The organism is Mycobacterium sp. IDUB_37 (assembly GCF_055419245.1).
The window spans coordinates 246,070-258,497 of record NZ_JBVAXG010000003.1; the positions used below are offsets into that span (position 1 = coordinate 246,070).

Genomic DNA, 12,428 nt, shown 5'->3' on the forward strand with positions numbered 1-12,428 from the left:
ACCGCCGCAGTTCAGCCGTCGAGACGGCGAAATACGCTGCGGTGAAACACGATCGGCGCTACTTCGGCGTCGACCGTGACGTCGCTGACGCGCAACACCACAATGGTGTGATCACCGGCCGGAATCAGTTGCTCGATTGCACTTTCCAGCCACAGGCCGGTGCCCTCGATGAACACCGCGCCCGACGTCCTGGAAACCGTTTGTAATCCGGCGAACCTGTCTCCTGTCTTGGCTGCCAGCGTCTTCGCCGCTTCGTCATGGGCCTCGCCGAGCACGCTGATACCCAGCGTCGGGACTCCCTTGAGCTTGGGCCAGGTGGTCGAGATGTTCTGCACGCAGAACGAGACCAGCGGCGGATCCAGCGAGACGGGCACGAAGGTGCTGGCCGCCAGGCCCTCCCGGACGCCGTCGACCACGGCGGCAATCGCCACCACGCCGGACGGGAAATGACCGAAAGCTTCCCGCAGTGATAGCGGTGTCAGGTTGTTGTTGGAGTTCACCGAGCCTATTCGCCCCTCGAGCCGAGAACGGGATTCTCGCTTTCGAGCGTACCCGGTGCATACCCGTGTGCGGCAGCCACATCCGGGTGCGCGCGCAACCTGCTCTTCCAGGCATTGCGGCCATAGACCGAGTGGATCGGGTCGGCGGGATCAACACGCCGGGGTTGCCCCGTCTCGGCCGCCAGATCGGCCGGCAGCGTCAACACCGGTAGCTGCGCGTCCAGCCGGGGGTTGAAGAAGTACGGAACCGAAATCCGCTCCGAGGTTGCACCGCGCAGATTCACCCGGTGCTCGGTCGCCCGCAGGTAGCCGCCGCTGGCGACCTCGAGCAACTCTCCGATGTTGACGACAAAGGCCCCTTTTAAGACGGGCACAGCTACCCACTCTTCCTCGTGCGGCCGCCGCACCTGCAGACCCTGGCTACCCGGTTCGGCCAGCAGCAAGGTGAGCACCCCGGAGTCTTTGTGCGCGCCGACGCCCTGAGGGCTGGCCGCGCTGGCCGGATATCGCACGATCTTGATCAGGGTCGCCGGCGATTCCGCGAACGCCGCGTCGAACACGTCGGGTGCGCTGCCGAGCGAGGCCGCCCAGTGTTGCAGCAGGGTGCGCGACACTTCGGCCAGCGCGGCGTCCCACTCGGCGATGATCCCGGGCAGATCGGGCAGCGCCGCCGGCCACTGGTTGGGACCTTGCAGCCACAGGTAGTCGGGCCGGCCGGGTCCGCCGATCGGCGGGCGCTCCGGACCAATATCGAGTTGCTCCCGCCAGTCCACCTCACCGCGGGTCAATTCACCGCCAAGTCGGGTGTAACCGCGAAAGTGGGGGCTGCGCACCATCGCGATCGCGTCCTTGTCGGCCCGCGTCAAAGCAAACAACCGACGGGCCGCGTCGAGCACCCGCACCGCCAGCGATTCAGACACTCCGTGGCCGGTCAGATAGAAGAAACCCACCCGATGCGCCGCCTCGCGGAGCCTCTCGCGTAACAGTCCGGAATCCGCGTTGAGATCCACTACCGGAAGAGCCGTGACGGACCCCACACTTTTCATACTGAACATCATCGTCGCAGGTCGCGGCGGGTGCCAGCGCGTCGATCAGCGTGATCCCAACCGGTTGGTTGGGCTACGGGTGAAATGTAGCTCACAGTCACTTGCGCGCAGGTATCGAATCGATATATTTTAACAGTGTTACTGGTGGGTAACTTAGCCGCAAGTACCCAACCACAGGTGGCATTCTCAATGAGGAGGACCCGTAGTGAGCCACTACAAGAGCAACGTCCGCGACCAGGAATTCAACCTGTTCGAAGTTTTGGGTGTCGATAAGGCACTCGGCCAAGGTGAGTTCAGCGATCTGGACGCCGACACCGCCCGCGAAATGCTGGCCGAGGTCGCCCGTCTGGCCGAGGGACCCGTCGCCGCATCGTTCGTCGACGGTGACCGCAATCCGCCGGTCTTCGACCCGAACACGTTCTCGGTGAAACTGCCCGAGTCGTTCAAGAAGTCAGTCCGGTCGGTGCTGGACGCCGGTTGGGACAAGGCCGGCCTCGACGAGGAACTCGGCGGCATGCCGATGCCTCGCTCGCTGATGTGGGCCCTGCACGAGCACATCCTCGGCGCCAACCCGGCAGTGTGGATGTACACCGGCGGCGCAGGTTTCGCCCAGATCCTCTTCCACCTCGGCACCGAGGAGCAGAAGAAGTGGGCCGTCATCGCGGCCGAGCGCGCCTGGGGATCGACCATGGTGCTCACCGAGCCGGACGCCGGCTCCGATGTGGGTGCCGGCCGGACCAAGGCCGTGCAGCAGGAAGACGGCTCCTGGCACATCGACGGCGTCAAGCGGTTCATCACCTCCGCTGACTCCGATGACCTGTTCGAAAACATCTTCCACCTGGTGCTGGCGCGCCCAGAGGGAGCTGGTCCCGGCACCAAGGGGCTGTCGCTGTTCTTCGTGCCCAAGTTCCACTTCGACTCCGAGACCGGCGAGTTGGGCGAGCGGAACGGCGTGTTCGTCACCAACGTCGAGCACAAGATGGGCCTGAAGGTATCGACCACCTGCGAGTTGTCCCTGGGCCAGCACGACGTGCCCGCCAAGGGCTGGCTGGTAGGCGACGTGCACGAGGGCATCGCGCAGATGTTCGAGGTCATCGAGCAGGCCCGCATGATGGTCGGCACCAAGGCCATCGCCACGCTGTCCACCGGTTACTTGAACGCGCTGGAGTACGCCAAGTCCCGCGTGCAGGGCGCCGATCTGACTCAGATGACCGACAAGTCCGCGCCGCGGGTGACCATTACCCACCACCCCGACGTGCGCCGGTCGCTGATGACCCAGAAGGCTTACGCCGAAGGGCTGCGGGCGCTCTACCTGTTCACCGCGACCTTCCAGGACGCAGCGGTCGCTGACGCCGTGCACGGTGTCGACCCCGAGCTGGCGGCCAAGATCAATGACCTGATGCTGCCGATCGTCAAGGGTGTCGGCTCCGAGCAGGCCTACGCGAAGCTCACCGAGAGTCTGCAGACGCTCGGCGGGTCCGGCTTCTTGCAGGACTACCCGATCGAGCAGTACATCCGGGACGCCAAGATCGACTCCCTGTACGAAGGCACCACCGCCATCCAGGCGCAGGACTTCTTCTTCCGCAAGATCGTCCGCGACAAGGGCGTGGCGCTGGCCCACATCTCGGGTCAGATCCAGGAGTTCGTCGACAGCGAGTCCGGCAACGGGCGGCTCAAGACCGAGCGCGCTCTGCTGGCCAAGGCACTCACCGACGTCCAATCGATGGCGGCTACACTGACCGGCTACCTGATGGCCGCGCAGCAGGACGTCACCAGCCTCTACAAGGTTGGCCTGGGTTCGGTGCGCTTCCTGATGAGCGTCGGCGACCTCGTTATCGGCTGGTTGCTGCAACGTCAGGCGGCGGTGGCAATCGAGGCGCTGGACGCCGGCGCCACCGGTTCCGAGCGGTCCTTCTACGAGGGCAAGATCGCGGTGTCGTCGTTCTTCGCAAAGAACTTCCTACCGCTGTTGACCAGCACGCGCGACGTGATCGACGCCCTGGACAACGACATCATGGAGCTCGACGAGGCCGCTTTCTAAGCCTCTTCAAGCCGCGAAACGTAAAAGGTCCTCCACTCCCACAAAGGGGTGGAGGACCTTTTTGCGTTGCCGGCGTAACGACAGGATCAGCGAAAGCGATGCAAAAAGGCCGCCGCTGGATCCCCTCAGTCCAGCGGCGGCCCTTTTCGTTCGCCCGTCTGCGCTGACCGGCAATCGATCTGGGGATTGCCCCGCGTTGCCGTCGGGGTCGGGGGGTCAGACCACAACACGGGGCCATCCGGACCTTGTAATACCCACCTGTCCGTCGCACAAACCCCCCGACCGAAAAAACTGGGCGACCGATTCGTTTGGACCGGTTATGCCTCGAGAATGGCTGCCACGCCGAGCCCGCCTGCGGCGCATATCGAGATCAGCGCACGGACGGTGCCGTCGGTTTTCTGCTCTGCTTTGAGCTCCGCCAGTTGCTTGGCGGCTTGCGCCAGGATCCGCCCGCCGGTGGCGGCGAAGGGGTGTCCAGCGGCCAGCGACGAGCCGTTGACGTTGAGCTTGGACCGGTCGATGGAACCGAGCGCCTCGTCGAGGCCGAGCCGCTTCTTGCAGTACTCCTCGGACTCCCAGGCCTGCAGGTGCGCCAGCACCACCGACGCGAATGCCTCGTGGATCTCGTAGAAGTCGAAGTCCTGCAGCGTCAGGCCATTGCGCGCCAGCAGGCGCGGCACCGCGTAGGTGGGTGCCATCAGCAGCCCGTCATTGCCGCTCACGTAGTCCACAGCGGCGGTCTCGGAGTCGACGAGGTACGCCAGCGGAGTCAGCGAGTGGTCGGCGGCCCACTGTTCGGTCGCCAGCAATGCCACGGAGGCGCCGTCGGTCAGCGGCGTCGAGTTGCCCGCTGTCATCGTCGCGTCACCCGCCTTCACCCCGAAGACCGGGCGCAGCGAGGCCAGCTTCTCCACGCTGGAGTCCGGGCGCAGGTTGTCGTCGCGGTACAGGCCCAGGAACGGGGTCACCAGGTCGTCGAAGAAGCCGCGGTCGTAGGCGTCGGCCATGTTGCGATGGCTGGCGACGGCCAACTCGTCCTGGTCGACGCGCTTGATACCCAGTTGCTTGGCAGTGATGGCAGCGTGCTCACCCATCGACAGGCCGGTACGCGGTTCACCGTTTGTCGGAATGGCGACGCCGAGGTTCGCGGGCAACGTGCCGACGAGCTTCAGGCGCTGCACGTTCGACTTGGCGCGGCGCAACTTCAGCAGGGTGCGGCGCAAGTCGTCGCCCAGCGCGATAGGCGCATCGGAGGTGGTGTCCACCCCACCCGCGGCGGCTACCTCGTACCTGCCGGCGGCGATTCCGTCAGCCGCGGCGATGGCCGCCTGCAGACCGGTACCGCAGGCTTGCTGCACGTCGAACGCCGGCGTGTACGGAGAGAGTTCGGAGCCCAGCACCGACTCGCGCATCAGGTTGAAATCGCGGCTGTGCTTAAGCACAGCACCGCCGATTACCGCATCCAGTCGCTCGCCGGCCAGGCCGAACCGGTCCACCAACCCGCCCAGTGCGGCGGTGAACATGTCCTGGTTGGAGGCCTCGGCGTAGGCGCGATCGGATCGTCCGAACGGGATCCGGTTGCCACCCAGAACGGCGACGCGCCTTTTCGACTCGGAACTTGCAGGGCTCACGTTTGTCTCCGCTACTCGGGGGTTAGTTTTGGGGTATCCGCCTCTCCAGGCAATACTACTCACTGTTCTTACTCTGAAGTAAGTTCGCCCCAGACACACACGGAAGGCACCTCTGTGGCCACCAAGCGCTCGCCTGATCTGTTTTCTCAGGTCGTCAATTCCGGACCCGGATCGTTCCTGGCCAAGCAACTCGGCGTACCGCAACCTGAACCGCTGCGCCGCTACAGCGTCGGTGACGCCCCGCTGGCTGGATCGCTGCTGATAGGCGGCGAAGGACGAGTCGTCGAACCGCTGCGGGTGGCCCTGGACAGCGACTACGACCTGGTCTCTAACAATCTGGGCGGACGCTGGGCCGACTCGTTCGGCGGGCTGGTATTCGATGCGACGGACATCACCACACCGGCCGGACTCAAGGCGCTGCACAAGTTCTTCACCCCACTGCTGCGCAACGTCAAGCGCTCGGCACGCATCGTCGTCGTCGGCACCACACCCGAGGCCGCTGCCGGCGCCGAGGAACGCATCGCGCAGCGCGCGTTGGAGGGATTCAGCCGCTCGCTGGCCAAGGAAGTTCGCAACGGAACGACGGTGAACCTGGTGTATCTGGCACCGGACGCCAAACCGGCGGCCAGCGGCCTGGAATCCACCGTCCGGTTCCTGCTGTCGGCCAAGTCTGCCTACGTCGACGGCCAGGTCTTCTACGTCGGGTCCGAGGACTCCACCCCACCGGCCGATTGGGACAAGCCGCTGGACGGCAAGGTCGCCGTCGTGACCGGGGCGGCCCGCGGTATCGGTCGGACCATCGCCGAAGTGTTCGCCCGTGACGGTGCCCGGGTCGTCGCGATCGACGTCGAGTCGGCCGCCGACGCGCTGGCCGAAACCGCCAGCACGGTCGGCGGGACGCCGCTGTGGCTCGATGTGACGGCCGAGGATGCCGTGCAAAAGATCACCGACCACCTGCGCGACCATCACGGCGGACGGGCCGACATCCTGGTCAACAACGCCGGTATCACCCGCGACAAGCTGCTGGCCAACATGGACGACGCCCGCTGGGACGCCGTGCTGGCGGTAAACCTGTATGCGCCGCTGCGACTCACCGAAGGACTGGTCGACAACGGCACCCTCGGCGAGGGCGGCCGGGTGATCGGCCTGTCGTCCATCGCCGGAATCGCGGGCAACCGCGGGCAGACGAATTACGGCACTACCAAGGCAGGCATGATCGGCATCACGCAGGCGCTGGCGCCGAGTCTGGCCGAGAAGGGCATCACCATCAATGCGGTCGCACCGGGATTCATCGAAACCGAAATGACGGCCGCGATTCCGCTGGTTACCCGCGAGGCGGCTCGCCGGATGAGCTCGTTGCTGCAGGGTGGCCAACCCGTCGACGTCGCCGAGACCATCGCCTACTTCGCCAGCCCAGCATCAAATGCGGTGACCGGCAACGTGGTTCGAGTCTGCGGCCAGGGCCTGATCGGCGCCTGACACCAGGGCTGAAGGAGAAGATCATGAACCAACCAAGCGGTCTGAAGAACATGCTGCGCGCGGCGGCAGGGGCACTGCCCGGCGTGCCACGCTCGGATCAGCTACCTAACCGAACGGTGACCGTCGAGGAACTACCGATCGACCACACCAACGTTGCCGCCTATGCCTCGGTGACCGGACTGCAGTACGGCAACAACGTGCCCCTGACCTACCCGTTCGCGTTGACGTTCCCATCGGTCATGTCCCTGGTCACCGGGTTCGACTTTCCTTTTTCCGCAATGGGATCGGTGCACACCGAGAATCAGATCACGCAGTACCGGCCGATCGCGGTGACCGACACCGTGAGCGTGCAGGTGCATGCCGAGAACCTGCGCGATCACCGCAAAGGGCTGCTGGTCGACCTGGTGAGCGAGGTCAGCGTCGGCAACGAGCTGGCCTGGCACCAGGTGACGACCTTCCTGCACCAGCAGCGCACCAGCTTGTCGGGCGAACCGAAGCCACCACAAAAGAAGCAGCCCAAGCTGCCCCCGCCCGCTTCGCTGCTGCGCATCTCGTCCAGCCAGATCCGTCGCTACGCGTCGGTGGGTGGCGACCACAATCCGATTCACACCAGCGGGGTGGCCGCCAAGCTGTTCGGCTTCCCAACCTCCATCGCGCACGGAATGTTCAGTGCGGCAGCGGTATTGGCGAACATCGAGGGACGGTTCCCGGACGCGGTGCAGTACTCGGTGCGATTCGGCAAACCGGTACTGCTGCCGGCCACCGTGGGTCTCTATGTGGACGAGAAAGACGACACCTGGGAGCTGGCGCTACGCCATATCTCCAAGGGGTATCCACACCTGACCGGCAGCATCAAGCCGCTTTAGGCACGCCAAAAGCGTTTTACGTCAAGCGAACTGGATGAATCAGCGCTTCTTGGTGTGCGCAATCACGTCGATCGACGGGCTCTGGTCAGACTGGTCGCGCTTGGCGGCGCGTTTCTCTTTCAACGATTTGCCGGACTTTTTCGACATCGCCTGACGGGGATTCTTGTCGGACATCGCGACCCCTTGATATGGGGGCCTGAGTGGTCCCTGTTCGGCCAGCCTATACCTCTGGGGCGCGCCACGCCCGAGCGCTATGAGCGGCCGTCGGTGCGAACATCGAAAGCTGTTGGTGCTGAGTATTTTTTCGATCGCACGTCAGCGTAGCGAAGCCAACTCATCGATGGAATCCTGCGGCAACTCGCCGTCCACAACAGCAGACACCATCATATAGTTCAGCGCGATCGTACCTTTGTGATTGTCGAGGAAGGCAGTGTCGGCGGCATCGCGGCCGGTGGCGATGCGGACCATGGTTTGACGAGGGGCCAGCAGCGTCGCATCCACCACGCGCCACTCCCCGTTGACGAAAGCCTCTGCTACGGCGTGGAAATCCATGGGATAGGCACCGGGTGCGTAGACGGAAACCAGCCGCGCCGGAACCTTGACCGCACGCAAAAGTGCCACCACCAAGTGCGCGAAGTCGCGGCATACCCCTTCACCGGCGAGCAGCGTATCGACCGCTCCGTCGATCGGATCGCTGGAGCCGGGTACGTAGTTCAGCCTGGTGCCCACCCAGGAACTGACGTGCGCCAGCAACGTCGCCGGGTCGCTCTCGTGCGCGAACTCTCTTGCGGCGAAACCGAAAAACTTGTCCGATTCGGCGTACCGACTCGGTCGCAGATACATCGACTGATCGTGCTCGGTCACCGGTGCTTGATCGGTCTGGCCGATGATCGTTGCCGAGTAGTCGACTCTCAGTGCGCCGACGCCGGCGCCGAACTTGTGGATTCGGTTGCCGTGCACGCCGCTGATTTCCAAGGGCTGGATGGGCATTCCGTTCAGAACGAACTGCAACGACTCGAAGACTTGCGTATTGGGATGAGGCGCAACAGCAATCTGAAACTCCAACGTGGTCGGCGCGATGATTTCGACCTCGATCTCTGCGCTGACTTCCCGTCTCATAGCGAGATGATGCGCCAGCAACGTGAGATTCGCCAATCGGCGAACCGAACGGCCGCCACGATCGAGGGCTAGGGTAGTTGGCAATGGTCGAACGTCTAACGGGAATCGAAGCGTTAGCGCTGAGTATGGAGCGTTCGACCATGCCTGCTCATGTCGTCGCGCTAGTGGTCCTCGAGCCGTCGGCCGATCTCAGTCATCATCGGCTGCACGAGCTCGTTGGCTCGTCGCTGCCGCGGCTTGCGCGCTTTCGCAGCCGGGTCGTGAACAAGCCGCTTGGGCTGGGCCAGCCGGTATGGGCAGAGGTTGAGGACTTCGACCCCGCACCGCACCTGCATTGCGCAACTCTTCCCTTCCCCGGCGGCCAACCGGGGCTGACGGAGTTGATCGCGGAGCTGTCCGCGCAGCCGCTGGATCGTCGCAGACCGCTGTGGGAGGCATGGACCATCGATGGCCTCGACGGCGGCCGGTGGGCGTTGGCGCTGAAGATGGCGCCGGCCGTCACCGACGGGCCGGCCGGGCTGACCGCAATTTGGCGCCGATTGTTGACCGTCGGCCCGCGGGACAACCTCGCCACGGATCTGCACACTGAACCGAGCCTGGGATGCCAACCGTCCATCGGCGAGCTTGTCGCCGACACGATGCGCGAATTGGTGCACAACCAAGTCACCGGCGCTTTGCTGGTTGCGGGTGCCCTGCCCGAAGTGGTTAGCGCCGGGCGGCGTGCACTGCAAGGCGGCGTCTTACCCAGAACACGGCAGCACACACCGTCATCGATGCGCGGAGTGGTGCCCCAGACCCTGTTCAACAAGCCGCTGACGGGTCGGCGTGCGACGGCGTTCGCCTCGGTCCCGCTTACCCAGATCAGCGCTGTCACCCGCGCGTTCGGCGGGAGCGTCAACAACGTCATGCTTGCGGCCTGCACGCTGTCGTTGCGGGCCTGGCTCCAACGGCATGACACGGTGCCTAGCGGGCCGCTCTCGATGCAGATACCCCTGCCGGCGCGTCGGACCGATTCCGCAGGCCCCACCGGCCGATACACGCTAGGGCGGCTGCGGATTCCGGTGCAGCTGGACGACCCCGTTCAGGTCTTGACCCATCTGCACACAGCTACCGAAAACCTGAAGTCCGTCGGCAGCGATCAGGTCGGCACACTGGGTCCCATCACCGACTTCGCCACCATCGCTTGCCTGGTGCCACCGACCGTTATTCGCGCCGGCATGCAGGTTGCTGAGGGGTTGGGATTGTCACGGCGAGTCGCACCGATCTCGCACGGGATCGTCTCGACCCTTCCTGGCTTGCGCGCGTCGATGTACTGCGCGGGCGTCAAGGTGACGGGCATGCATGCAGCCGCTCCCCTGACCGAAGGCGCGGGATTGAACATCACCCTGATCCCGCACGGCGCTGTGGTGGACATCAGCGTGTGCGTGTGCCCCGACAACGTTCCCGCGGTTGACGAAATAGCAACCGGCATAGCCGAATCGGTTGGCATTCTGGTCGCCGCCGCACAAACATCGCCGCGGGGGGTAAGTCCGTCAGTTGTCACCGAGCTGTCGTCGCATACGAAGGGTCGTCCGTAACTCCCTCGACACTCAGCCCGCCCGATGATCCAGGTGCGGGCGACGACGCCCGAGCGCCAAGGTCTTGAGCCCGTGCGCCCCGACCGCGGTGACGGCAAACACCAGCAGCATCCAAATCGGCGGCCGAGCGAGTTCCCAGACGAATATCGCGGCCCACAGCGGCGAACCCTGCGTCACCGCCAGCACCCCCGCCGCGGCGCCCAGTGAAATGACCGGCCCGTGCAGGTGCATTCCGGCCGTTTGATTGAGGGCCAGCACCAGCGCCGATCCGGCCGCGGCGCCGGTGGCCAACGACGGCGTGAGTAGGCCGCCCGCTCCCCCAGCACGCAGGAACAACGCTGTTAGAACCGGTTTCAACAGCAAAATAACCAGTGCGGACGCCAGGGTCAGTCCAGCAGTGCCCGAGGCGAGGCTGACTGTCAGGACGCTCTTGCCGTTACCGGGCAGTTCGGGCCACCAGTGGGAACAGATGCCGGTCAGCAAGCCGGCAACGGCCAGACCCGGGATCAGCACCCACGACCGGATCAGCTTGGCCGGACGCGCCGCGGCGATGATCTTGTTGAACACCCACCCCACCGCGAAAGCCACCGGCGCCAGCGCCAGCCCGTGTGCGCTGAGCAGGTACGCCGATTCCGCACTGGGCCAATTCAACTCAGGATGATCGTGGGTGATCACCGAACCCACCGCGACAGCCAGGCTGGAGCTGATCAACGCCGCACCGACCGCCCGTAACTGCCAGGTGCTCAGCAGAATCCGTACGGCAAACAGAGCGCCGGCGACCGGTACGGCGTACACCGCGCCGAGGCCCGCGCCAGCGGCGCACGCCAGCAGGATCTCTCGATCCCCTGGTGTCAGCCGTTTCAGCCAAGTGGTGCCGAAATCGCCTAGCACAGCGGCGAATTGACGTGGTGCTCCTTCGCGGCCCAGCGAGGCGCCCGCGCCGACCAGGACAACCTGAAACAACGCATCGATGCTCCACGTCAGCCGGGGTATCCGTTCATGACGTTCGATGGTTCCGGCAAGCGGTGGCACATCGGTCCGACGTCGCAGCAGCCACCAACCCAGCCCGGCCAAACCGGCTCCGATCATCGGACCGAGCGCGCGACGGACCGGACTGCTGTCGGTGATCCCGTCGAGCAGCGAGCCGAAAGTGTAGTGATACGTGAGGTGTTCAACCGAGCGCAGCACCACCGTCGTCGCCAACCCGGCCACCCCGGCCAGCAATCCGACCACGACGACCGCGCAGAAGAAGTCGAGTTCGCGGCGGGGCAATCGGGACACGCCTGCCGACACTACGGACACCGCAGCCATTGCGCATCGAGTTGCCGGCGGTCAAGATGACCCATGCTGTCTCCCCTCCGCGCCGCCGCCGCGGTGGCGGCGGTTGTCGTCGGAACTGCCATCGCGCCGGCCAGCACGGTGGTGGCACAACCGGAATACGTTGCGCCGATGGACTTTGTCGCACTGCAGGACATCGACCCCACGATCTTGCAGGACATGCGCTACTTCACCGCGCACAATTTCACCGGGGATCGCGTCGACGGCTATCGTGCGCCACTGTGCATCCTCACTCGTGTTGCCGCGGAAGGACTCAGGGCAGTTCAGCAGCAATTGGCGGAGCAAGGATATGCGTTGGAGGTGTACGACTGCTACCGCCCGCAGCGCGCCGTCGACGACTTCGTCCGATGGGCCGGCGACGTGCGCGACCAACGGATGAAGGCCGAGTTCTATCCGCGGGTGGATAAGTCGACACTGTTCGAGGATGGGTACATCGACTACCACTCGGGGCACAGTCGGGGCAGCACCGTGGATCTCACGCTGGTTCGCCTACCCCCGGCAACCCCGGCATATCAACCCGGTCGACCGCTCGTCGACTGCACGGCCCCAGCGTCGATGCGATTTCCCGACGATTCAGTTGATATGGGTACCGGCTTCGACTGTTTCGACCCGCTCGCCCACACCTTGGACCCGGACATCCACGGCGAGCAGTTGGCGAATCGACTGGTCCTCCGGGAGGTCATGCAAGAACATGGCTTCGTCAATTACGTCAACGAATGGTGGCACTTCACCTACCAACCAGAGTCGTACCCGGACAGGTACTTTGACTTTCCGGTCGAGCGGTCGTCGCTTCCGGACTAGAGCGCGGCGAAGCCGGGCGCCGCGGGTCGC

At 64.8% G+C, this 12,428-nt stretch carries 11 protein-coding genes; 5 read left to right on the forward strand and 6 right to left on the reverse strand.

The features are described from left to right. Nucleotides 1-11: 11 nt before the first annotated feature. On the reverse strand, nt 12-500 hold the full coding sequence (locus ACZY1I_RS11940) for a flavin reductase family protein (protein ID WP_463754608.1): 489 nt from the start codon (nt 498-500) through the stop codon (nt 12-14). A gap of 5 nt (nt 501-505) precedes the next feature. Then, entirely contained in the window at nt 506-1,546 is a 1,041-nt protein-coding gene (locus ACZY1I_RS11945) for an isopenicillin N synthase family dioxygenase (RefSeq protein WP_463754609.1), read from the reverse strand. 205 nt (nt 1,547-1,751) lie between these two features. On the opposite strand from ACZY1I_RS11945, the gene ACZY1I_RS11950 reads away from it, so the two are divergent. After that, nucleotides 1,752-3,587: an acyl-CoA dehydrogenase gene (locus ACZY1I_RS11950; protein ID WP_463754610.1), complete on the forward strand. Its 1,836-nt coding sequence runs from the start codon at nt 1,752-1,754 to the stop codon at nt 3,585-3,587. A 317-nt stretch (nt 3,588-3,904) separates the two neighbouring features. Here ACZY1I_RS11950 and ACZY1I_RS11955 read toward each other — a convergent pair whose 3' ends face one another. Next, a complete protein-coding gene (locus ACZY1I_RS11955) occupies nt 3,905-5,218 on the reverse strand; it encodes an acetyl-CoA C-acetyltransferase (protein WP_463754611.1) in 1,314 nt (437 codons plus the stop codon). Between the two features lie 114 nt (nt 5,219-5,332). On the opposite strand from ACZY1I_RS11955, the gene ACZY1I_RS11960 reads away from it, so the two are divergent. Together ACZY1I_RS11960 and ACZY1I_RS11965 are read left to right on the forward strand one after the other, a co-directional pair. Beyond that, nucleotides 5,333-6,697, forward strand: coding sequence for a 3-oxoacyl-ACP reductase (locus tag ACZY1I_RS11960; protein WP_463754612.1), 1,365 nt, complete (start codon nt 5,333-5,335; stop codon nt 6,695-6,697). A gap of 23 nt (nt 6,698-6,720) precedes the next feature. After that, complete coding sequence (locus ACZY1I_RS11965; protein ID WP_463754613.1) at nt 6,721-7,563, forward strand: MaoC/PaaZ C-terminal domain-containing protein; 843 nt, start codon at nt 6,721-6,723, stop codon at nt 7,561-7,563. 39 nt (nt 7,564-7,602) lie between these two features. Here the strand turns inward: ACZY1I_RS11965 and ACZY1I_RS11970 are convergent, their stop codons facing one another. Further along, nucleotides 7,603-7,737 (reverse strand): hypothetical protein, encoded by a 135-nt coding sequence (locus ACZY1I_RS11970; RefSeq protein WP_463754614.1) that lies wholly within the window; start codon nt 7,735-7,737, stop codon nt 7,603-7,605. A gap of 141 nt (nt 7,738-7,878) precedes the next feature. Beyond that, a complete protein-coding gene (locus ACZY1I_RS11975) occupies nt 7,879-8,682 on the reverse strand; it encodes a transglutaminase-like domain-containing protein (RefSeq protein WP_463754615.1) in 804 nt (267 codons plus the stop codon). An 83-nt stretch (nt 8,683-8,765) separates the two neighbouring features. Here ACZY1I_RS11975 and ACZY1I_RS11980 point away from each other — a divergent pair, with 83 nt between their 5' ends. Continuing rightward, nucleotides 8,766-10,259: a wax ester/triacylglycerol synthase domain-containing protein gene (locus tag ACZY1I_RS11980; protein WP_463754616.1), complete on the forward strand. Its 1,494-nt coding sequence runs from the start codon at nt 8,766-8,768 to the stop codon at nt 10,257-10,259. Between the two features lie 12 nt (nt 10,260-10,271). Here ACZY1I_RS11980 and ACZY1I_RS11985 read toward each other — a convergent pair whose 3' ends face one another. Then, nucleotides 10,272-11,540: a chloride channel protein gene (locus tag ACZY1I_RS11985; RefSeq protein ID WP_463754617.1), complete on the reverse strand. Its 1,269-nt coding sequence runs from the start codon at nt 11,538-11,540 to the stop codon at nt 10,272-10,274. Nucleotides 11,541-11,603: 63 nt separating this feature from the next. Between ACZY1I_RS11985 and ACZY1I_RS11990 the strand changes: the two genes are divergently transcribed. After that, entirely contained in the window at nt 11,604-12,398 is a 795-nt protein-coding gene (locus ACZY1I_RS11990; protein ID WP_463754618.1) for a M15 family metallopeptidase, read from the forward strand. The last annotated feature ends 30 nt before the right edge of the window (nt 12,399-12,428 follow it).